The following is a 23,117-nucleotide window of genomic DNA, read 5'->3' as shown; positions in this document are numbered from 1 at the left end:
TTTCACGCGTCCCAGGTAGTTCTCTCCATGTCTCTGTCCGATCGCAGCGCCCGCCTTAACGCACTTCAGCAAGCCCTGAAGGAACGCATCCTGATCCTCGACGGCGGCATGGGCACCATGATCCAGAGCTACAAGCTGGAAGAGGAAGACTACCGTGGCACGCGCTTCGCCGACTGGCCAAGCGACGTCAAGGGCAACAACGATCTGCTGATTCTTAGCCGCCCGGACGTGATCGGCGCCATCGAGAAGGCCTATCTGGATGCCGGCGCGGACATCCTGGAAACCAACACCTTCAACGCCACCCAGGTGTCCCAGGCGGACTACGGCATGCAGGCGCTGGCCTATGAGCTGAACGTCGAAGGCGCACGCCTGGCCCGTAAAGTGGCCGATGCCAAGACCCTGGAAACCCCGGATCGCCAGCGTTTCGTTGCCGGCGTGCTGGGCCCAACCAGCCGTACCTGCTCGATCTCCCCGGACGTCAACAACCCCGGCTACCGCAACGTCACCTTCGACGAGCTGGTGGAAAACTATGTGGAAGCCACCCGCGGCCTGATCGAAGGCGGCGCGGACATGATCCTGATCGAGACCATCTTCGACACCCTCAATGCCAAGGCGGCGATCTTCGCCGTGCAGCAGGTGTTCGAGGATGACGGCGTCGAACTGCCGATTATGATTTCCGGCACCATCACCGACGCATCCGGCCGCACCTTGTCCGGGCAGACCACCGAGGCCTTCTGGAACTCGGTGCGCCACGCGGGGCCGATCTCCGTGGGTCTGAACTGCGCCCTGGGGGCCAAGGACCTGCGCCCGTACCTGGAAGAGCTGGCGGCCAAGGCGGAAACCCATGTGTCCGCCCACCCCAACGCCGGCCTGCCGAATGCCTTCGGTGAATACGACGAAACGCCCGCGGAAACCGCCGCAGTGATCGAGGAATTCGCTCAAAGCGGCTTTCTCAACATAGTCGGCGGCTGCTGCGGCACCACGCCGGCGCATATCCAGGCGATTGCCGAAGCGGTGAGCAAATACCCGCCACGCGTGATTCCGGATATTCCCAAGGCCTGCCGTCTGTCGGGCCTGGAGCCCTTTACCATCGACCGCAACTCGCTGTTTATCAACGTCGGCGAGCGCACCAATATCACCGGCTCGGCCAAATTCGCCCGGCTGATCCGCGAGGACAACTACACCGAGGCCCTGGAAGTCGCCCTGCAGCAGGTGGAAGCCGGCGCCCAGGTGATCGACATCAACATGGACGAGGGCATGCTCGATTCACAGAAGGCCATGGTCACCTTCTTGAATCTGATCGCCGGTGAGCCGGACATCTCGCGCGTGCCGATCATGATCGACTCCTCCAAGTGGGAGGTGATCGAAGCGGGTCTGAAGTGCATCCAGGGCAAGGGCATCGTCAACTCGATCTCCATGAAGGAAGGCGTCGAGCAGTTCAAGCACCACGCCAAGCTGTGCAAACGCTACGGCGCCGCTGTGGTGGTAATGGCCTTCGACGAAGCCGGCCAGGCCGACACCGCCGCGCGCAAGAAGGAAATATGTAAGCGCAGCTATGACATTCTGGTCAATGAAGTGGGCTTCCCGCCGGAAGACATCATCTTCGACCCGAATATCTTCGCCGTGGCCACCGGCATCGAGGAACACAACAACTACGCGGTCGACTTTATCGAGGCCTGCGCCTATATCCGCGACCACCTGCCCCACGCCCTGTCGAGCGGCGGGGTGTCCAACGTGTCGTTCTCCTTCCGTGGCAACAACCCGGTGCGTGAAGCCATTCACTCGGTGTTCTTGTACTACGCGATCCAGAACGGCCTGACCATGGGCATCGTCAACGCCGGCCAGCTGGAAATCTACGACGAGATCCCCAAGCAGCTGCGCGATGCGGTGGAAGACGTGGTGCTCAACCGCACCCCGAACGGTACCGAGGCCCTGCTGGCGATTGCCGATAACTACAAGGGCGACGGCAGCGTCAAGGAAATCGAGACCGAAGAATGGCGTAGCTGGAGCGTGGTCGACCGCCTCAAGCATGCGCTGGTCAAAGGCATCACCAGCCATATCATCGAAGACACCGAGGAATGCCGCCAGCAGTGCGCGCGGCCCATCGAAGTGATCGAAGGCCCGCTGATGGCCGGGATGAACGTGGTCGGCGACCTGTTTGGCGCCGGCAAGATGTTCCTGCCCCAGGTGGTCAAATCCGCCCGAGTAATGAAACAGGCAGTCGGTCACCTGATCCCCTTTATCGAACTGGAAAAAGGCGACAAGCCGGAAGCCAAGGGCAAGATCCTTATGGCCACGGTCAAGGGCGACGTGCACGACATCGGCAAGAATATCGTCGGCGTCGTTCTAGGCTGCAACGGCTACGACATAGTCGACCTGGGCGTGATGGTACCGGCGGAGAAAATCCTGCAGACGGCTATCGCCGAGAAATGCGACATCATCGGCCTGTCCGGTCTGATCACCCCCTCGCTGGATGAGATGGTGCATGTCGCCCGCGAGATGCAGCGTCAGGGCTTTAGCCTGCCGCTGATGATCGGCGGCGCGACTACCTCGAAAGCCCACACGGCGGTGAAGATCGAGCCCAAGTACCAGAACGATGCGGTGGTCTATGTCACCGACGCCTCCCGTGCGGTCGGCGTGGCCACCCAGTTGCTGTCCAAGGAACTCAAGGCCGATTTCGTCGAGCGCACCCGCCTGGACTACATCGAAGTACGCGAGCGCACCGCCAACCGCAGCGCGCGCACCGAGCGCCTAAGCTACGCCGCTTCCGTCGCCAACAAACCCAAGTTCGACTGGGCGACTTATCAGCCCAGCGTGCCGAGCTTTACCGGGGTGAAGGTGCTGGAAAATATCGACCTGAATGTTCTGGCCGAGTTTATCGACTGGACGCCGTTCTTTATCTCCTGGGACCTGGCCGGCAAGTTCCCGCGCATCCTCACCGATGAAGTGGTCGGCGAAGCCGCCACCGCGTTGTATGCCGACGCCCAGGAAATGCTGAAGAAGCTGATCGACGAGAAACTGATCAGCGCCCGCGCCGTCTTTGGTTTCTGGCCGGCCAACCAGGTGAATGACGATGATCTGGACGTCTACGCCGACAACGGCGAGAAGCTGGCCACTCTGCACCATCTGCGCCAGCAGACCATCAAGCCGGACGGCAAGCCGAACTACTCCCTGGCCGACTTTGTTGCACCGAAAGACAGCGGTATCACCGACTATGTGGGCGGTTTTATCACCACCGCCGGCATCGGCGCCGAAGAAGTGGCCAAGGCCTATCAGGACGCCGGCGACGACTACAACTCGATCATGGTCAAAGCCCTGGCCGACCGCCTGGCCGAAGCCTGCGCCGAGTGGCTGCACAAAGAAGTGCGCACCACCTATTGGGGCTACGAGCCGGACGAGCAGCTGTCCAATGACGAGTTGATCAAGGAAGCCTACAAGGGCATCCGCCCCGCTCCCGGCTACCCAGCATGCCCGGATCACACCGAGAAGAAGACCCTGTTCACCCTGCTCGACCCCGCCGCCGAGTTCAACAAGGCCGGCGCCAGCGGCGTATTCCTCACCGAGCACTACGCCATGTTCCCGGCGGCTGCGGTGTCCGGCTGGTACTTCGCCCACCCCCAGGCGCAGTACTTCGCCGTCGGCAAGATCGACAAGGACCAGGTAGAAAGCTACACCGCGCGTAAAAAGCAGGACCTGAATGTCAGCGAGCGCTGGCTGGCACCGAACCTGGGTTACGACAACTAAACACGCGGTTGCGGGCGACAGCCTGCTTAGCCCGTACCCGCCGTGTTGACACCTTTTGCCAGCCCAATGGCACTGGGAATGGTTCCCAGTGCGCGAGCCCCCTTTTTATGCACAGCCTTGAACAACTTCGCAGTGGAGAACTGGCCGGCATTACTCGGCTAGACCTTTGCTGCAACCTGACTGACTTCCCAGAGGAGATTTTCTCTCTGGCCGACAGTCTCGAAGTGCTCAACCTCTCGGGCAATCGCCTCAGCGCACTCCCCGCTGACTTAGCGCGCCTGCATAAGCTGCGTATTGTATTTTGCTCAGACAACCTGTTCACCTCAGTGCCTGAGGTGTTGGGCAACTGCACGCAGCTGGAAATGATCGGTTTCAAGAGCAACCGCATTCAGCACCTGCCGGCGGCGGCACTGCCGCCCGCGTTGCGCTGGCTGATCCTGACCGACAATCGACTGCAGCAGCTACCGCCGGAGTTAGGCGACTGTGCACACCTACAAAAGCTGATGCTGGCGGGCAACCGGCTCCATGCACTACCCGAGAGCCTGGCCAAGCTGCAGCGTTTGGAGCTGCTGCGCATCGCGGCTAACCGCCTGGAGCATCTGCCGGCGTGGCTTAGCGGATTACCATCCTTGTGCTGGCTGGCCTTTGCCGGCAATCCATTGAGTGACGCCAGCGAAGCTGAAATTCTCCGGCAACACTCACTGCCGACCATCGCGCGTGACACGCTTGAGCTGGGTGAAATACTCGGCCAGGGCGCCTCGGGGATCATCCGCAGTGCGACCTGGCAGCGGCCAAACCAGCCGGCGCAGGCCATGGCAGTCAAAATATTCAAAGGTGACATGACCAGCGACGGGCTTGCCCACAGTGAGATGTCCGCCTGTATAGCAGCCGCTGAACACCACAACCTGATCAGCGTTGCCGGCCCACTGCAACCCGTGCAGGACGGCCCGCCCGGCCTGTTACTGGAGCGTATTGCGCCAAGCTTCCAAGCGCTGGCCGGCCCCCCCTCACTCGCCAGCTGCACGCGCGACTGTTACGCCGAGCAGCGGCGTTTCACCGTAGCAGAAGCATTACGAATTTTGCGAGGCACAGCGGCGGCCGTCGCTCATCTGCATAAACGTGGCATTCTTCATGGCGATTTGTATGCGCATAACCTGCTGGTCGACGAAGCAGGGCAAACGCTACTGGGCGATTTCGGCGCTGCTTCGTTTTTTGAACCACAGAGCAGCGATGGGATCGCCCTGCAACAGCTCGAGACCCGGGCCTTTGCCTGTTTGCTAGAAGAGTTGTTACACCGTTGTAACGAGGCGGATCAGCCCCATCAACAAACCCGCTTGTGGCAACTGCATGCGCAGTGCAGCAACCCGCAACGTGCCGAGCGTCCGTTGTTTGTCGATATTCAAGAGTGCCTGCAAGACTGCAACCTGACCTAAATACATCATCAGCGCTCAAAGAGGGCGCAGATAAATGATCTAACAGCCCGACCACTGCGAATTGATCAAAAAAATCACTGCGCCCCCCTTTTAGTTCGGCTTGACCAGCTCAAGGCAGATTGGCGACCGGCAGAGATCCGGCCAAAAGCGGACACCTGCTTGTGTATCGATTCAGCTTCTAAAGCTGACGGTTGAAACTGTCTAAGACGGCAGGGGTAATTCCGGGATCCGTATTAGGCTCACGGGCTGCTACTCAATCGCAGCCGCTAACTTAATAGCTGCCAGAGGTTGTTCGCCAGCAGCCAGCAGGATGCCATTAGAGATAACAGCAACAGCAACCGGCGTGGGCTGTGTCTGTCGATGCTGTTATCAAGGCAGCGGGCCAAGCCATAGCCGGCGAGCACCGCAGGCACCAGTTTGAAACTGGTAGTTAGAAAGTCCGGGGGCAGGCGCTCCTGATAAGAAAGAACAAGCAGCGAAACCGGGGTCGTCAGCAGAAAGAAAGTGGCTAGTTCATCGCGCGTACTAAGGCGCTCGCAGGTCTGGTATACCAGCGCCATAGGCGGGCCACCGACCGAGGTGGCGGTGCCCATCAGCCCTGAAAAGAAGCCGGCGAAAGCCAGATTACGTGGAGTGCAACGGATCTCCAGCCAGCGGTAACTGGAGACGGTGGTTAGCAGCACGCAGGCGCCGAGCAGCAATCCAAGCCAGGCGCTAGGTAGCAGGCCGAGCAACAGGCCGCCGCACCAGGCGCCGGGCAGGCGCGCGAGGATAGCAGGCATGGGCCGGCGCCAGGCCAGGGTTTGGCGATTGCCGAGAGTCATGCACGTGGCGAGGACGACCCCCAACAGCAAAACCGGGCCCGGCACATAGTCGGGATTAAGCAGGTAGAGTAAGGGCGCCCCTAGCAGTGCGAAGCCTATGCCCAGCCATGCCTGCACCAGACTGGCGCATAACACGATAAGCATCGCCAGGCAGTCGTCGGCACTATAGGCCATGGCCGTGGCCAGGGGGTCGGGCGAGAATTTCAGCGACCGCCAGCGCCGCTGCGCGACTGTTCAGAGTTCTCCACCAGCACTACCTCGGCCAGTTGGTTGAGCTGCTGCCACAGTTCGATGCCGATATCCATGCCGTTTTCCAAAGCGCCCTGACCGGCACGGGCGAACTGTTCCGGGCTGACCTGGCGATAGCCGCGGCGCTGGCTGGCGCTGCCATGCAGCTGGCCGAGCAGGTCGATGCGGGTGCTCAACAGCAGGTTCAGGGTCTGGGTATCCGGCACGCTGTCATCGCCGAGCAGGGCCTCACTGTAACTCGGATGGGTGGCGCCGGCGGCGATGCTGGCGACATGCTCGCTGATCGGCTGCTTACCGTTCTGCCAGTAGGCCAGGCCGCTGATACCCTGGCGCGCGCAGTCAACCAGCAGTTTGAGAACAAACTTGCGGTTATGGCAGTTGCGTACCTTAACGTTGACGCAGCCTTGCTCCAGAGCCTTGGTCTCGGCCAGCTCAACAATGCTCGGCAGGCAGTTCAGGGCACTGCGGCCATGGCAGTCAAACAGCAGCGCTTGGCTTTCTTCGGCAAGCAACTGCAAGGCTGGACGCTGGCTGTCGGCGACAAAGGGTAACGCACGTTGGAGTTCGCCAAAGCCCTGCTCGCCATGCACCTGCAGCCACTTCACCAGGCCGGCGGCATCTTCGTAATAGCCGACCGGGTAACCCATGCCTTCGAAAACCCGTTTGAGCAGGGAGGTCAGTTCGTTAGACGAAATCAGCATCAGCGTGCCTCCTCAGTCGGCGCCAAGGGCAGGAACCAGTCGTCCTCGAACGGCTGGCCGATATCCTCCAGCAGCGGTGCGCCCTGGAACATGGTGTTTCGCACCCACAGACGCGAGCGCGGATCGAATTTGCTCACCCCAAAGAAGGCCAATTTGCAGCGCAGTAGGTGCATCGGCAGTACCTCGCGATCGAGCAAGTTAGCCTGGATTTCACCATAGTGCGTCTGGGCCATGCTTTGCATGCGCCGGACGATGCCGCGATGCTCTGGATGACGCAGAAGGAAGCTGGCCGTGCATTGCTCGGGATTCTCGGCCAGGTAGGCCGCAAGCTGGCGATGACAGTGTTGCGCCAGATAGCCGATGCCTAGGGGCATCTGCTTGTCGCGGCCGTTTTCTAGGTTGCAATTGCCCAGGCGCGGCTCTTGCTTTTCTTCGGAGCGGTACCAGAACGTTTCTGTGGCACCCTCGGCCTCGAAGTCGATGGCCAAGGCCCAGGCGTAGCGTTGCTCGATCAGGCTCAGTAGTTCGCTGGCGAGCATCTGCGGTTGCAGTTCAAGGCCCTCGACCAGGGCGAAGCGATCCTCAAGGTTATCCACCAGCTCCGGGTACAGCTCCAACAGAATGCAATTGAGCAACTCCTGAGCCTGCAGGCTGAGCGTGCGCTCGGCCCAGCCCAGCAACGCTGCCCAACTTTGCAGCGGCTCGGTCGCGAGCCAGTCCTGCAGGGCCGCGAAGTCCTCCAGTACCTGGCGATTATTGGCGGTTTGCCAGGCGTCTTCGGTGACGGTTTGCTCGATATGTAGGACAGCGCGCTCAATCAGGCTGTGCAGGCGGGCCTGGCGCTCAAGGGTGACCTGACCGAGGCCACGCACGCGCGCCAGCGCCAACTCGCGCATCTCGATCCAGCGGCTGATCAGCTGCGGATGGTTGATCAGGTAAGGCGCCATGCCCAGCCCCGTGGAATTACCGATGCCGAAATAGCGCTTGAGTTGAGGCTGCATCGGCACAGCGGTCTGCGGCGCACGCTGGCGAGCGATGTGCTCGACCTGCTGCAGGCTGAAGTTGCGCAGCATAAAGCAGTTGAACATCTCGGCGGCGAAGGGCCGCGCAAAGTCAGGGTGCTTGCCACTGACCTTCTCCCAGTCAGCCATACCCAGCTTGCCGCTGCCATACACCGCTGTGGTGCGATAGAGATAACCAACCCGCGCAATCTGCTCCACGTCGGGCTGCTGACCGGCGCTTAGCGCCGCCACCACGCTATCAAAGTTGCGCACGCTGCGGTTGGCCCGCGACAACACCATGACCTTGGCATCCAGCCGCCCAGCTTCCTGCAACGGCACGTTGCGGCGCAGGTACTCGACGTAGTCGTCGTCCACCTCGCCTTCGCACAGCGCCATGGTCAGGTCCCACTCGCTGGCGATCACCCGGTCATTGCGCTTGTCTGGGTCGAGGTATTGGGAAAACAGCACGAAGCTGAACAGGTCGTCGCTGGTCTGAATGCGATAGATCACCGTGCCATAACCTTCGCCATCCAGTTCGAAGCGCCGCGGCTCGATCTGCCAGCCTTCACGCATGATCTTGCGCACCAGGCTGCGCATAAAGCTCAGGCGACTCTGGTGCAGGCTGCCAAGACGTTCCAGGTCCATAACCACATGCGGTGGCCGCATACGCAGGGCATGGCCCGCGCTGCTGATGGGATCGATGCTGGAAGAAGTGCTCATAGGCGTTGCCTCGACGGGTACGACGGATTGTTTTTATCGAGTGCCGATGGTGGTTTAAGCCCCGCCTCACAGCAATTCAGATCGACCTATCAGCTGATAAGTGAAACTTATTTAGAACACCTATTTAATCAAATAGAATCGTTATCAGCCCGCACTGGATTGAGTTTGGCGTCACGCAAGATGAACTCAAACAGAGCCTTGGCAGCGACCGGCAGCGAGCGGTTGGCGGCGTAGACGATACCGATATCCCGGCTGATCCGCGGGTCACTCAGGGGAATAAAGCTCAGCTGCGCATGCTCGGTCGGGAAGGCAAAACGTGGCAGCGTAGTGATGCCCATGCCCGTCTCAAGCATGGCCAGCAAGGAGATCATGTTGGACATATAAAACTGTGAGTCGGCCACCAGCTCTTCTGCCGCAGTGCCGGCCAACAGGCGCGAGGTGCCGTTGGCAATCAGCCGCTCGCCGCGCAGTTGCTGCCAGCTCAACTCGACCTCGCCGGCCAGGCGATGATCGTTACGGCACACCACGCCGATGCTGTCTGCCCAGATAGGAGTGAAGCAGATGTCGCTGTCTGCCTCCCACAGGCTGGCGATACCAAAGTCCACCTGCTGATTCTCGACCATGGCCAGCACCGCCTCGGAGCTGTCATCGAACAGACTGACGTGCAAGTCGGTGGCATCACCAATAAAGCGCGCAAGAATATCCGGCAGCAGACGGCTGGCAATCGACGGCACCGAGGCGATGCGCAGATGCCCGGACTTGTGCTGGGCGATCAGGTTCATGTCGTTGACCACGCGGTCGTGGTGGGCGATCAATTCCTTGGCATAGACCATGAACTGCGCCCCGAAAGGCGTCAGCTCCGGGCGCGCCGCCCGCGCATTGCGCTTCTCGAATAAACACTGGCCGAGCTTGCCCTCCAGATCGCGGATCGACAGGGAAATTGCCGGCTGGGTGCGGTGCGCCTTTTCCGCCGCTGCGTGGAAACCCTGCAACTCGGCGACCCAGACGAAATGCCGCAGTTGGGCGATTTTCAGCTCAGGCAGCATGGTAAGTTTTCCTTATCGAACAATATTTACTACTAATTTTAGTTTATTACGGAGCGCGCCTACCATTCAGCTACAGCTTGAGAGGAGGCGCACATGTCCACTGATATCTTCCGCAACTACATCAACGGTGAATGGGTCACCGCTAGTCGCAGCCTGACTAACATCAGCCCGGCGAACACCGCAGACATACTGGGCGAATATGCCCAGGCCGATAGCGAGCAGGTCGAGCAGGCCCTGGCTGCGGCCCACGCCGGTCAGGCGCAGTGGCAAGAGAGCGGCCTTGAGCAGCGCTATCAGGTGCTGATGGCCATCGGTGACGAACTGATCGCACGCAAAGCCGAACTGGGCGAGCAACTGGCCCGCGAAGAAGGCAAGACCCTCGCCGAGGGCATGGGTGAAGTCTACCGCTCCGGCCAGTTCTTCCATTACTACGCTGCTGAAGTATTGCGCCAAATGGGCGAGACCGCCGACTCGGTGCGCCCCGGCGTAGAAATCGAAACCCGTCGCGAACCCGTCGGTGTGGTCGCTATCATCACCCCGTGGAATTTTCCCATGGCCACCGCAGCCTGGAAGATTGCCCCGGCCCTGGCCTTTGGCAATGCCGTGGTGTTCAAGCCGGCCAACGCGGTCCCTGCCAGCGCCTGGTCGCTGACCGAAATCATTGCCCGCCAGGGCTTGCCCGCAGGCACCTTCAATCTGCTGATGGGCAGCGGTGCAACCGTTGGCGACGCACTGATCCACTCCAACAAAATCCAGGCACTGAGCTTCACCGGTTCGGTGGACACCGGACGCAAGGTGGCCAGCGCCACGGCCGCCAATTTCGTCCGTTGCCAGCTGGAGATGGGCAGCAAGAACGCCTTGATCGTGCTCGACGACGCCGACCTGGAGCAGGCAGTGGAATGCGCGTTGAACGGTGCTTTTTTCGGCACCGGGCAGAAGTGCACCGCGTCCTCACGACTGATCGTCACCGCCGGCGTGCACGACCGCTTCGTCGCCGCGCTGGTCGAGCGCATGGGCCAGCTCAAGGTCGGCTACCCGCTGCGCGAGGGCATGCAGATCGGCGCGGTGATCGATGGCCAGCAGCTGGAGCAGAACCTGCGCTACATCGAGCAAGCCAAGGCCGAAGGCGCGGTGCTGGCCTGTGGCGGCGAGCGCATCGAGGAGGAGTACGAAGGCTTCTATATGCGCCCGGCGCTGTTCGTCGACACCCGCAACGACATGCAGATCAACCGCGACGAGGTGTTCGGCCCGATCGCCTGCGTGATCAAGGTCGATGACTACGAGCAGGCCCTGGCCACCCTCAACGACACCGACTTCGGCCTCACCGCCGGGATCATGACCCAGTCGCTGAAGTACGCCAGCGACTTCAAGCGCCGCGCCAAGACCGGCTGCGTGATGGTCAACCTGCCGACCGCCGGCACCGACTACCACGTGCCGTTCGGCGGCCGCAAGAACTCCAGTTTCGGCCCGCGCGAGCAGGGTCAGTACGCCCGTGAGTTCTACACCGTGGTTAAAACCACCTACATCCGTGCCTGAGGATCGCGCCATGCATGACGACCTGATCGTGATCGACGGCCTGCAATACTCCAACTGGTCGCGAGAGATTTTCAGCCAATTGCGCGAGGGCGGCGTCAGCGCCGTTCACGCCACCTTGGTGTACCACGAGAATGCCCGCGAAACCTTGAGCCGTCTCGCTGAGTGGAACCGCCGCTTTGAGCAGCACAGCGACCTGATCATGCCGGTGGCCGGTGCCGCCGACATCCGTCGGGCGAAAGAGCTGGGCAAGGTGGGGATTTTCTTCGGCGCACAGAACTGCTCGCCGATTGAGGACGATATCGGCCTGATCGAGGTGTTCCGCCAGCTCAATCTGCTGATCATGCAACTGACTTATAACAACCAGAGCCTGCTGGCCACCGGTTGTTACGAGAGCAGCGACAGCGGCATCACCCGTTTCGGCAAGCAAGCCATCGCCGAGATGAACCGGGTCGGCATGCTCATCGACATGTCCCACAGCGCCGAGCGCAGCACCCTGGAGGCGATCGAGCTGTCGAGCCGGCCGATCATCATCTCCCACGCCAACCCGGAGTTCTTCCACGCGGCCAAGCGCAATAAGCCGGAAAACGTGCTGCGTGCTCTGGGCCAGTCCGGTGGTTTGCTCGGCTTCAGCCTGTACCCCTTCCATCTGCAGAACGGCTCCGACTGCACGCTCGCGCAGTTCTGCGACATGGTCGCGCGGACGGCCGAGCTGATCGGCATTGAGCATATCGGCATCGGCACCGACCTGTGCCAGAACCAGCCGCAGTCGGTGCTGGAATGGATGCGCAGCGGCCGCTGGTCGAAGCAAGTCGACTACGGCGAGGGCTCGGCAAACAACGCTGACTGGCCCAAGCCTCTCGGCTGGTTCGGCGACAGCCGCGACTTCCCCAATATCACCCAAGGCTTGCTGCAGCGCGGCTTTAGCGCCGACGACACCGCCAAGGTGATGGGGCTCAACTGGCTCAATACCCTGGAGCAGGGCCTTAAACCTGCGCCGTAACGTTCCTGAACAACCAACAAGTACAAAATTCTTGTCAGGAGAACACCATGAATAGCAAGACACACGTCACCCTCAAGGGTGCCGCTGAACAGAGCAACACCTCACTGCTGCACAGCGTAGATGTCCCGGTACTGGTCATGAGCGGCGGCGCTGTGGTGCTGTTCGCCATCCTCGCGTTACTGGACATCGAGATGATGACCCAGTGGGTCAACAGTGCATTTGCCTGGTCGACCAAACTGTTTGGCGCCTACTGGCAGGTACTGCTGCTGCTGACTTTCGTCATCGGTCTGCTGCTCGCCATGGGGCGCACCGGGCGGGTACGCCTGGGCGCTCAGGCCAAGCCTGAGATGCCCACCTACACCTGGGTATCGATCATCATGTGTACCCTGCTCGCCGGCGGCGGCGTGTTTTGGGCGGCGGCCGAGCCGATGGCTCACTTCCTCTCGCCTCCGCCCCTGCACGGCGGTGAGACAGGCACGCCACAGGCCGCTTTTAACGCGCTGGCGCAAAGCTTTATGCACTGGGGTTTTCTCGCCTGGGCCATCCTTGGCAGCCTCAGCGGCATTGTGCTGATGCACCTGCATTACGAAAAAGGCCTGCCGCTGAAGCCGCGTACGCTGCTTTACCCGTTACTGGGCGAGCGCGTGATGACCGGCTGGTTCGGCGCCCTGGTGGATGCCTGCTGCGTGCTGGCGGTTGTTGCGGGGACCATTGGCCCGATCGGCTTCCTCGGCCTGCAGGTCAGCTTCGGCCTGGAGAAGCTGTTCGGCATCAGCAATGATTACAGCACTCAGCTGATGATCATTGGCGCGCTGGTGGCGACCTACACCATTTCCGCCGTATCCGGAGTGACCCGGGGGATCAAGATCCTCAGCCAGTTAAATGTGGTACTGGCCGTAGCGTTGATGCTGTTTATCCTGCTGTTCGGCCCGACCGCGTTTATCTTCGATGCTTACGTGCAGTCCATGGGCATCTACCTGGACAAGTTCATCCCCATGGCGACCTTCCGCGCTGACCCGGCCTGGCTGGACTGGTGGACGGTGTTTTTCTGGGGATGGTTCCTGGGTTACGGCCCCCTGATGGCCATGTTTGTGGCGCGCATATCCCGTGGTCGTACCATCCGCGAGCTGGTCACGGTGATCTCGATCGTCGCTCCAGTGATTACCTGCTTCTGGTTCACCATCGTCGGCGGCAGCGGCCTGGCCTTCGAACTGAGCAACCCGGGTTCGGTGTCGGAAGCATTCGCCGGCTTTAACTTACCGGGTGCCCTGCTGGCGATCACCGCACAGTTGCCCCTGGGTTATCTGATCTCAGTGCTGTTCCTGATCCTCACCATCATCTTCGTCACCACCACCGGTGACTCAATGACCTACACCATCTCCATGGTGATGACCGGCACCGACCACCCACGTACCGAAATTCGCGTGTTCTGGGGCGTGATGATGGGTGTGGTGGCAGCCTTGCTGATCTCGATCGGCTCCGGCGGCATCAGCGCACTGCAGTCATTTATCGTCATTACCGCCGTGCCGGTGTCTCTGGTACTGCTGCCGGCGCTGTGGAATGCCCCCCAGATCGCCCGCCGCATGGCAGACGAGCAAGGTCTCTAACCCCCATCTTTGAGGGAGCCTGGCACTGCTGGCTCCCTCTTTTTTTACCCTCAAATATAGGAGCACGCCATGAAGCAGGCCGTGAAAACCCAATTGTTTCCATCCAAAGCCCCGTTGGAGTGGGCGGTGATCGGTAACGGCACGCTGTACACCGCACAGATCCCCATCGACGTCAGCGGCCAGGTGGTGGCGGGCGGCATCGAAGCACAGACCCGCCAGACCCTGGATAACCTCAAGCACACGTTGGAGTGCGCGGGCCTAGGCATGGACGCAGTCAACCAAGTGCTGATCTATGTCACCGACCGCAGCTACCTGGCCACGGTTAATGCGGTGTACGCCGAATACTTCAGCGCGCCTTACCCGAACCGCGCCGCCATGGTCATCTCCGGCCTGGCTCGCGAGGAAATGCTTGTCGAACTGGTGGTGTACGCTGCCGCATAATCTGCTTCTGGCTCAGAACGCTGGCTCGGCACAACCGACTGGCGTAGCGAGTGCTCTGGGCACTCGTCGGCTCGCAGCGGTCACCACACCGTACGGGTCAACCCTCTCCTTAATGCACGCCGAAGCCCCTGCGTCAAAAGCGCCGATGGCAACGCGTGCAGCTAAATGCCGGCCAATAGAGCAAATTTTGATGGTTGTGAATATCCCCGGGTTTCGTAGACATTAGATGTTAGATGACCGCTTCTGGCCGATTTCTGCCTGTTGTGGTGGGCTGGAGTCGGCCCAGAGTGTGTAAAAACGCCCCGGTAAACCCTTGCTATGATTTCCGAGAATCTCACCGCAAGGGACGCCCATGAAACGGTTTATCCAGGGTGAACACCGAGGTCAAAGCACCTTACTTCCCGAAAGCCTCGACGACTACGTCAGCGATACCAATCCGGTACGTGTGGTCGATGTCTTCGTCGACGAACTCGACCTAGCCAAGCTAGGTTTTGATGGCGTCATTCCAGCCGAAACCGGAAGACCGGCTTACCACCCTGCGATCCTGCTGAAGATCTATATCTACGGCTATCTAAACCGCATTCAATCGAGCCGACGTCTTGAGCGAGAAGCTCAACGCAACGTAGAACTCATGTGGCTAACCGGGCGCTTGATGCCCGACTTCAAGACCATCGCCAACTTCCGAAAAGACAACAGCAAAGCTATTCGCGGCGTCTGCCGTCAGTTCGTTTTGCTCTGCCAGCAGTTGGGGTTGTTTAGCGACAACCTGGTCGCTATCGACGGCAGCAAATTCAAGGCGGTGAATAACCGCGACCGCAACTTCACCAGCGCCAAACTGAAGCGGCGCATGGAAGAAATCGAGGCGAGCATCAGCCGTTATTTGGCCGCGCTTGATGCCGCTGATCGGCAGATTCCTAGCGCCTCCGCGCCAGACACTGCCAGCCTGGAAGATAAAATAGCCAAGCTCAAAGCGCAGATGAAAGAGCTTCAGGGGATCGAAACTCAGCTCAACGATTCCCCTGACAAACAGGTTTCGCTGACCGACCCGGATGCCCGTTCGATGATGACGCGCGGCAGCGGTATCGTCGGCTACAACGTGCAGACGGCTGTCGATACGCAGCACCATTTGATAGTTGCTCACGAGGTCACCAACAGCGGTTCCGACCGGGACCAACTCAGTTCAATGGCGAAGCAGGCTCGTGAAGCCATCGGCGCAGAAACGCTGTCCGTGGTGGCTGACCGAGGCTACTTCAAGGGTGAAGAGATCCTTGCCTGTCACGACGCAAACATCACGGCCTACGTGCCTAAGCCAATGACTTCAAGCGCCAAGGCTGATGGCCGATTCAACAAAGATGCCTTCGTGTATGACCCGACGAAAAACGAATACACCTGCCCTGCGGGAGAGGCACTGATCTGGCGATTCTCCAGCGTTGAGAAAGGCATGAATATGCACTGCTACTGGAGTTCAAAGTGCCAGAGTTGCACGCTGAAAACCCAGTGCACGCCAAGCACAAATCGTCGAGTAAGGCGCTGGGAGCATGAAGCTGTGCTGGAGGAAATGCAGCGTCGGTTGAACCAAACACCAGAGATGATGCGGGTTCGGAAACGGACTGTTGAGCATCCCTTCGGGACGCTCAAACAATGGATGGGGGCAACGCACTTCCTGACTCGAAAACTTAACGGGGTGAGTGCGGAGATGAGCTTGAATGTGCTCGCCTACAACTTGAAACGGGTGATGAAAATCATCGGCACCGAAGGCTTGTTGAAGGCAATGGCGGCGTAAAAACCCCAGTTTTTGCTGCTCCAGAGGTACCAACGCGCTTCATAAACGTTTTGACGCGCTACCGGCGCTAATGGCGGCAAATGCTCGGGAAATCGCCACGCCCAAGAGCGCTGGGCTGAGGCACACAGGATACGAAAGTGTTTTTACACACTCTGGGCCAGAAGCGGCCCTTCCATACCTGTTTCAGCGAGGCCGCGCTGATTTGACTCGTAGCCTTTAGCCCGCTTCATCGTCAAGTCAAAACTGCCTAAATATCGCTGCTACCAATATGCCGGCGGCAATCGCTGGCAACGGCTTCTTCAGTAACAGCATAGTGATCGCCGTGGTCAGTAAAGCCAGTCTTGCGCCGTTATCCCCCTCAAGCGCCATGGGAGCCAGAAGCGCCACCAACACGGAACCGGACATGGCACCAATAAACTGCTTTACCCGATAGCCGATGGGCACAAATGCCATCACGTAAACGCCGCCCCAACGGGTCGCCAAAGTCACCGCCGCCATGATCAGTACCAGGATCAATGCACTGGAACCTGTCGTTTCAATGTTCACTTCTTTTCTCCGGCCAGAATGTTCCGGCCACACCGCCGGCGAGTGCTCCCACCACGACGTGACTGTTATCCGGTAAGTACCAGTAGGCCAGCAGCGATGCGCAGGCCGCGACGCTCCAGATCATAAGCAGGCGCAGGTTCTTTTCCCCTCCCACCACCATGGCCAGCAGGAAGCAGCCCATCACCATATCCAGCCCAAAACTCCTGGGATCTTTAATAGCCCCGCCAAAGTAGATGCCCAGCCAGGTACCCACTACCCAAAATGACCAGAGGGCGAGGCCGCCACCCAGTAGAAGGCCGATCCCTGGCTGTCCTCGGCCCAATGCCTGCATAGACATTGCCCAGTTGGCATCGGAGGCAGTCAGCATGACGCCATAGCGTTTTGCTGGCGGCAGATAGCGCAGCCACGGGTAGAGCGTTGCCCCCATCAGCAGATGCCTAGCATTGATGGCAAACACGGTAATCATCAACGTGAAGAGCGGAACCTGAGGCCCCCACAACTCCAGTGCAGCGAATTGGGAGGCACCGGCGAAGACCAGCGCGCTCATTGCCACGATCACCGAGTCTTCCAGCCCGGCCTGCACAGCCGCCAGCCCAAAGGCTGCCCCGAACACCGTGACAAACACGGAGATGGGGATGAGTTGTCTGAAACCTGCCCAGACCATCTGACGATTGAAATCATGCAGATTCGTCTCCGCGCCGTTCATCTCATGCCTCTCTGCTTCAGAATCTCTGTCGATGTTCGCAGCCCTGATGTTGCCTGGCCGTGCGACCAGAACAGGGTTGCCGCGCGAGGTTATTGCCGCACCTTCTGGCAGCACTATGCGCTGAGATATTTATCAAGAAAATCGCATAATTCAGCTATAAGGTATTTGAATAACGAATAAGCTGGGCGGGACCATGACTTTCCAGGATATCCAGATCGACTGGTTGAAATGCTTTGTCGCCGTGGTGGATGCAGGCTCGCTGTCCGGTGCCGCTCCAGAAGTGCATCGCTCCCAATCTGCGGTCAGCATGCAGCTCAAGAAGCTTGAGACGGCGCTGGATTGCCAGTTGCTGGTGCGCGGGCCTCGGCAACACCAACTCACACCGCAAGGGCAGTTACTCCTGGGTTATGCACGGCGAATGCTCGACCTGCATGCCGAAACCCAGGCGGCCTTTCATGGCGAAGAACTGACGGGGCTTATTCGCCTGGGTGTCCCGGATGACTATGCCGCGCGCTACCTCACCCCGGCGCTAAAGCGCTTTGCTCCACAGCATGGCGCAGTGGAAATCGAACTGCACTGCGAGCAGTCGACGGCCTTGATCCCCCGTGTCGAGCGCGGCGATCTCGATCTGGCACTGGTCTCCCGGGATCATTCCCGGCACGGCACCTTGCTGTTTCATGAACCGATGGTGTGGGTCGGCGCTGCCCAGTTTCAGGTATGGCGACGCGACCCACTGCCCATCGCGGTCTATGAAAATACCAGCCTTGCCAAGCGCAGCGCGATCAACTCCCTGGCCTTGCAGGGGCGCCGCTACAAAGTGGTGTACAACAGCTCAAGCCTGGCGGGACAAATTGCCGCCGTAGAGAGCGGTCTGGCTGTGGCCGTATTGACCCAGTGCAGTGCGCCAGCCCATCTGCAAATACTGGGTGCCGAGCATGGATTGGGGCCGCTCGAACCCATGGAAGTCGCGGTTTATCGAAGCAAAGCCTCACAAGGCTCCAAGGCCGTAGACAGCTTGCATAACCTGCTGATCAAGACCCTGAGGCTTTCCGCATCGCCTTGATGCGGTCGTGATGAGGTAGACCCTGGCAGTCTTAACGGCTCCCGCAAGACCGGCCGCTTTGGGTCGATTGCCACCTATCGTCACCGATCATTAACTCTGCTGGACAATCCGCTCGAACGTGCCGAGGCCTAATCAATCAGCAGCGCTGGATCGTGAATTACCCAGTAACAGCCCGCAAAACCGCCAGAGCTTGGCGGTTTTTTTGTGGGGGCAGCCGTTTACTGCTGCAATTCCTGTTCGGTAAACATATCGCTGAACAGCATGCTCGACAGGTAACGCTCACCGGAGTCCGGCAGGATCACTACGATGGTCTTGCCCTGCATGCCGGGCTCGGTGGCGATGCGCAAGGCGGCGGCCATGGCGGCGCCGCAGGAGATGCCGCAGAGGATGCCCTCTTCACGCATCAGGCGCAGCGCCACGGCCTTGGCGTCGTCGTCAGTGACCAGCTCGACCCGGTCGACCATGGCCAGATCCAGGTTGCTTGGCACAAAACCGGCACCGATGCCCTGGATCTTGTGCGGGCTGGGTTTGACTTCATCACCGGCGATGGTCTGAGTGATGACTGGCGAGCTGATCGGCTCCACCGCCACCGAGAGGATCGGCTTGCCCTGGGTCTGTTTGATATAACGCGAGACCCCGGTGATGGTGCCACCGGTGCCGACGCCAGCCACCAGCACGTCAATCGCGCCATCGGTGTCGTTCCAGATTTCCGGACCGGTGGTCTTTTCATGGATCGCCGGGTTGGCCGGGTTGTTGAACTGCTGCGGCATAAAGTAGGTGGCCGTGTCGGAGGCAGCGATTTCTGCGGCCTTCTCGATGGCGCCCTTCATGCCTTTGGCCGGTTCGGTCAGTACCAGTTCGGCACCCAACGCTTTGAGCACTTTACGCCGCTCCAGGCTCATCGAAGCCGGCATGGTCAGCAGCAGCTTGTAGCCACGCGCTGCGGCGACAAAGGCCAGACCGATGCCGGTATTGCCCGAGGTGGGCTCGACTATAGTCATGCCTGGTTTAAGCACGCCGCGCTCTTCGGCATCCCAGACCATGCTGGCGCCGATGCGGCATTTCACCGAATAGGCCGGGTTGCGTCCTTCGATCTTGGCCAGGATGGTTACCCCGGCCGGACCCAGGCGGTTGATGCGAACCAGCGGGGTGTTGCCGATGGCTTGTGCGTTGTCTGCGAAGATGCGGCTCATGGCGAGGTCCTTTTTCCTGGGTTGCCGAGTAAGCTCTCAAGCCTAAGGCCGGTTAGGGCAGCAGTCCAGCCATGCGAACAGCTAAGCTGGAACCCATTGTTATTGGATAAGTCTGTTTCTATATGAAGAAGCGCTACCACATCCCCCTCTGGACCCTGCTGAGCCTGGCCGTCGCCCTGCTGGCCCTGCATATCGCCCTGCCCTGGCTGCTGCGCGACTACCTGAATGAGCGGCTGGCCCATATGGGCGACTACCGCGGTCAGATCAGCGACATCGACCTGGCTCTGTGGCGCGGGGCCTATCAGATCAACGGTCTGAATATCGTCAAGCTCAACGGCAAGGTGCCGGTGCCGTTGCTTAAAGCCCCGGTTATCGACCTGGCCATTAGCTGGCGGGCGCTGTGGGAAAGCCGCACGGTGGTTGCCGAAGTCGCCTTCGAGCGGCCGCAGCTGACCTTTGTCGACGGCGGCACCGCCGCCAACTCGCAAACCGGCGAAGGCGTCGATTGGCGCGCCCAGCTCAGGGGCTTGCTGCCGATTCATATCAACGAAATCCGCGTGCGCGATGGCACCCTGGCCTTTCGCAACTTCACTGCCAAGCCGCCGGTCGACCTGCAGGCCAGCGAGATCAACGGCCACATCCTTAACCTGAGCAACGTCAGCGTCGCGGACAATCCGCGCCCGGCCAGCCTGCAAGCCAGCGCCAAAGTGTTCGAGCAGGCCCCGGTGCAGCTCAGTGCCAACTTCGACCCGCTCGGCCAGCTGGATGACTTCGACCTGCGCCTGCGCATCACCGATATTCAACTCAGACAGCTCAACAGCTTTTCCCGCGCCTATGCCGGCTTCGACTTTGCCGCCGGCCATGGCGACTTCGTCATGGAGCTGGATGCCCGCCAGGGCAAGCTCAAGGGCTATGCCAAACCGCTGTTGCGCGATATGGAAGTCTTCGACTGGCAACAGGATGTCGTGGCCAAGGACAAAAACTTCTTCGCCGGGATCTGGGAAGCGCTGGTAGGCAGCAGCAGTTGGGCGCTGAAAAACCAGCGCAAGGATCAGTTCGCCACCCGCATAAATATCGAGGGTGACCTCAAGGCCTATGACGTCAGCCGCTGGCAGGCCTTTCAGGCGATTCTGCGCAACGCCTTTGTGCGTGCACTCGATAGCCGCTTTGACAGCCAGGAGCCGTGACAAGCAAGCGGTGACCCGCCATTCAGTGACTGAATGGCCCGTCTGCGTTCACAGTCACCGGCGCTGCGCGTTATAGTCCACTTTTCAAATACTGCACCCGCGGGTATGGCCCTGCGCGTTACCGTTCGAGGATTTACCGATGAAGTTCGAAGGCACCCAGTCCTATGTCGCCACCGACGACCTCAAACTCGCGGTCAATGCCGCCATCACCCTGGAGCGTCCGTTGCTGGTCAAGGGCGAGCCGGGCACCGGTAAGACCATGCTGGCCGAACAGCTGGCCGAATCCTTCGGCGCGCGCCTGATCACCTGGCACATCAAATCCACCACCAAGGCCCACCAGGGCCTCTACGAGTACGACGCGGTGAGCCGTCTGCGCGACTCGCAACTGGACAGCGACAAAGTCCACGATGTGCGCAACTACATCAAGAAAGGCAAGCTCTGGGAGGCTTTCGAGTCCGATGAGCGGGTGATTCTGCTGATCGACGAAATCGACAAGGCCGACATCGAGTTTCCCAACGACCTGCTGCAAGAACTCGACAAGATGGAGTTCTACGTTTACGAGACCAACGAGACGATCAAGGCGAAAAAACGCCCGATCATCATCATCACCTCGAACAACGAAAAAGAACTGCCGGACGCTTTCCTGCGCCGCTGCTTCTTCCACTACATCGCCTTCCCGGATCGCGCGACCCTGCAGAAGATCGTCGATGTGCACTACCCCAATATCAAGAAGGACCTGGTCGCCGAAGCGCTGGACGTGTTCTTCGATGTGCGCAAGGTGCCGGGCCTGAAGAAGAAGCCCTCGACCAGCGAACTGGTCGACTGGCTGAAGCTGCTGATGGCCGACAATATCGGCGAAGCGGTGCTGCGCGAACGCGACCCGACCAAGGCCATCCCGCCGCTGGCCGGCGCCCTGGTAAAGAACGAGCAGGATGTGCAGCTGCTCGAGCGCCTGGCGTTTATGAGCCGCCGCGCCAGTCGGTAAGCCACGCAATTGTAGGGTGGGTTAGCGAAGCGTAACCCACCAACCAGCCGCCAGGCTGGCCAAGGCGATGCCTGCGGCATCGATGGTGGGTTACGCCGCTGCGCGGCTAACCCACCCTACGGATCTCTGTGAGGTGCAGCCATGCTGCTCAACCTGTTTAACGAAATGCGCGCCGCCAAGGTACCGGTGTCGGTGCGCGAGCTGCTCGACCTGATCAACGCGTTGAAACACAACGTGGTGTTCGCCGATATGGACGAGTTCTATTTCCTCTCGCGCACCATCCTGGTCAAGGACGAGCGGCATTTCGACAAGTTTGACCGTGCGTTTAGCGCCTATTTCAAGGGCCTGGAAAACCTCAACCAGCATATCGAGGCGTTGATCCCCGATGAGTGGCTGCGCAAGGAGTTCGAACGTTCGCTGACCGACGAGGAACGCGCCAAGATCGAATCCCTCGGCGGCCTGGACAAGCTGATCGAGGAATTCAAGAAACGCCTCGAAGAACAGAAGGAACGCCACGCAGGCGGCAACAAGTGGATCGGCACCGGCGGCACCAGCCCGTTCGGCTCCGGCGGTTTCAACCCGGAAGGCATCCGCGTCGGCGACGCCGGCAAGCGTCAGGGCAAGGCGGTCAAGGTCTGGGACCAGCGCGAGTACAAGAACCTCGACGACCAGGTCGAGCTGGGTACGCGCAATATCAAGGTGGCCCTGCGCCGCCTGCGCAAGTTCGCCCGCCAGGGCGCCCAGGACGAGCTGGATCTGGACGGCACCATCGACCACACCGCCAAAGACGGCGGCCTGCTGAATATCCAGATGCGCCCGGAGCGGCGCAACGCGGTGAAATTGCTGATCCTGTTCGACATCGGCGGCTCGATGGATGCCCACGTCAAGGTTTGCGAAGAACTGTTCAGCGCCTGCAAGACCGAGTTCAAGCACATGGAGTACTTCTACTTCCATAACTGCGTGTACGAGTCGGTGTGGAAGAACAACCTGCGCCGCACCTCCGAGCGCTTCGCCACCCAGGACCTGCTGCACAAGTACGGCGCGGACTACAAGGTAGTGTTCGTCGGCGATGCGGCCATGGCGCCCTACGAGATCACCCAGGCCGGCGGCAGCGTCGAGCACTGGAACGAGGAGCCGGGTTACGTCTGGATCAAGCGCTTTATGGAGAAATACAAGAAGCTTATCTGGATCAACCCCTACCCCAAGGACAGCTGGAGTTACACCGCCTCGACCAACATCATGCGTGAACTGCTGGAAGATCAGATGTACCCGCTGACCTTGCAGGGCCTGGAAGACGGCATGAAGTTTCTATCGAAGTAAGACAAACGGGCCCAGCAGGGCTCGTTGTTTTT

At 60.1% G+C, this 23,117-nt stretch carries 18 protein-coding genes; 11 read left to right on the top strand and 7 right to left on the bottom strand.

The genetic code is table 11. From position 1 onward, the window contains the following. Positions 1–27: 27 nt before the first annotated feature. Together metH and WA145_RS08295 are read left to right on the top strand one after the other, a co-directional pair. Positions 28–3,744: a methionine synthase gene (gene metH, locus WA145_RS08300; RefSeq protein WP_422581117.1), complete on the top strand. Its 3,717-nt coding sequence runs from the start codon at positions 28–30 to the stop codon at positions 3,742–3,744. Positions 3,745–3,851: 107 nt separating this feature from the next. Further along, positions 3,852–5,177 (top strand): protein kinase, encoded by a 1,326-nt coding sequence (locus WA145_RS08295; RefSeq protein ID WP_422581116.1) that lies wholly within the window; start codon positions 3,852–3,854, stop codon positions 5,175–5,177. A gap of 266 nt (positions 5,178–5,443) precedes the next feature. Here WA145_RS08295 and WA145_RS08290 read toward each other — a convergent pair whose 3' ends face one another. From WA145_RS08290 to WA145_RS08275, 4 genes are all read right to left on the bottom strand, one after another. After that, positions 5,444–6,145: a TSUP family transporter gene (locus WA145_RS08290; protein WP_422581137.1), complete on the bottom strand. Its 702-nt coding sequence runs from the start codon at positions 6,143–6,145 to the stop codon at positions 5,444–5,446. Between the two features lie 59 nt (positions 6,146–6,204). After that, positions 6,205–6,951, bottom strand: coding sequence for a DUF3726 domain-containing protein (locus WA145_RS08285; RefSeq protein ID WP_422581115.1), 747 nt, complete (start codon positions 6,949–6,951; stop codon positions 6,205–6,207). Continuing rightward, positions 6,951–8,672 carry a hypothetical protein gene (locus WA145_RS08280; protein WP_422581114.1) on the bottom strand — a complete coding sequence of 574 codons (1,722 nt, stop codon included), beginning with the start codon at positions 8,670–8,672 and terminating at the stop codon, positions 6,951–6,953. Before WA145_RS08280 ends, WA145_RS08285 begins: the two co-directional genes overlap by 1 nt. 128 nt (positions 8,673–8,800) lie before the next feature. Next, a complete protein-coding gene (locus WA145_RS08275) occupies positions 8,801–9,718 on the bottom strand; it encodes a LysR substrate-binding domain-containing protein (RefSeq protein ID WP_422581113.1) in 918 nt (305 codons plus the stop codon). Between the two features lie 93 nt (positions 9,719–9,811). Here WA145_RS08275 and WA145_RS08270 point away from each other — a divergent pair, with 93 nt between their 5' ends. From WA145_RS08270 to WA145_RS08250, 5 genes are all read left to right on the top strand, one after another. Beyond that, positions 9,812–11,254 (top strand): aldehyde dehydrogenase family protein, encoded by a 1,443-nt coding sequence (locus WA145_RS08270; protein ID WP_422581112.1) that lies wholly within the window; start codon positions 9,812–9,814, stop codon positions 11,252–11,254. Between the two features lie 10 nt (positions 11,255–11,264). After that, the gene (locus WA145_RS08265; protein WP_422581111.1) at positions 11,265–12,254 is read left to right on the top strand and encodes a membrane dipeptidase; all 990 of its coding nucleotides are present in this window, start codon (positions 11,265–11,267) and stop codon (positions 12,252–12,254) included. A gap of 47 nt (positions 12,255–12,301) precedes the next feature. After that, positions 12,302–13,861, top strand: coding sequence for a BCCT family transporter (locus WA145_RS08260; RefSeq protein WP_422581110.1), 1,560 nt, complete (start codon positions 12,302–12,304; stop codon positions 13,859–13,861). Between the two features lie 69 nt (positions 13,862–13,930). Continuing rightward, positions 13,931–14,302, top strand: a complete 372-nt coding sequence (locus WA145_RS08255) for a RidA family protein (RefSeq protein WP_422581109.1) — start codon at positions 13,931–13,933, stop codon at positions 14,300–14,302. A gap of 352 nt (positions 14,303–14,654) precedes the next feature. Further along, a complete protein-coding gene (locus tag WA145_RS08250) occupies positions 14,655–16,085 on the top strand; it encodes an IS1182 family transposase (protein WP_422581108.1) in 1,431 nt (476 codons plus the stop codon). A gap of 237 nt (positions 16,086–16,322) precedes the next feature. On the opposite strand, the gene WA145_RS08245 is transcribed toward WA145_RS08250, so the two are convergent. Continuing rightward, a complete protein-coding gene (locus WA145_RS08245) occupies positions 16,323–16,631 on the bottom strand; it encodes an AzlD family protein (RefSeq protein ID WP_422581107.1) in 309 nt (102 codons plus the stop codon). After that, positions 16,621–17,337, bottom strand: coding sequence for an AzlC family ABC transporter permease (locus WA145_RS08240; RefSeq protein WP_422581106.1), 717 nt, complete (start codon positions 17,335–17,337; stop codon positions 16,621–16,623). Before WA145_RS08240 ends, WA145_RS08245 begins: the two co-directional genes overlap by 11 nt. Positions 17,338–17,530: 193 nt before the next feature. Here WA145_RS08240 and WA145_RS08235 point away from each other — a divergent pair, with 193 nt between their 5' ends. Beyond that, a complete protein-coding gene (locus tag WA145_RS08235) occupies positions 17,531–18,400 on the top strand; it encodes a LysR family transcriptional regulator (protein WP_422581105.1) in 870 nt (289 codons plus the stop codon). 218 nt (positions 18,401–18,618) lie between these two features. Here the strand turns inward: WA145_RS08235 and cysK are convergent, their stop codons facing one another. Continuing rightward, positions 18,619–19,593, bottom strand: a complete 975-nt coding sequence (gene cysK / locus WA145_RS08230) for a cysteine synthase A (RefSeq protein ID WP_422581104.1) — start codon at positions 19,591–19,593, stop codon at positions 18,619–18,621. Between the two features lie 122 nt (positions 19,594–19,715). On the opposite strand from cysK, the gene WA145_RS08225 reads away from it, so the two are divergent. The 3 genes from WA145_RS08225 to WA145_RS08215 all read left to right on the top strand — a co-directional run bounded on the left by WA145_RS08225 (position 19,716) and on the right by WA145_RS08215 (position 23,085). Then, entirely contained in the window at positions 19,716–20,780 is a 1,065-nt protein-coding gene (locus WA145_RS08225; protein WP_422581103.1) for a DUF748 domain-containing protein, read from the top strand. Positions 20,781–20,919: 139 nt separating this feature from the next. Continuing rightward, complete coding sequence (locus tag WA145_RS08220) at positions 20,920–21,765, top strand: AAA family ATPase (RefSeq protein ID WP_422581102.1); 846 nt, start codon at positions 20,920–20,922, stop codon at positions 21,763–21,765. Between the two features lie 141 nt (positions 21,766–21,906). Then, a complete protein-coding gene (locus WA145_RS08215) occupies positions 21,907–23,085 on the top strand; it encodes a vWA domain-containing protein (protein WP_422581101.1) in 1,179 nt (392 codons plus the stop codon). Positions 23,086–23,117 lie beyond the last annotated feature (32 nt).

This window comes from Pseudomonas sp. (assembly GCF_049301935.1).
GTDB lineage: Bacteria > Pseudomonadota > Gammaproteobacteria > Pseudomonadales > Pseudomonadaceae > Aquipseudomonas.
This window is presented reverse-complemented; position numbering and strand designations above follow the sequence as displayed.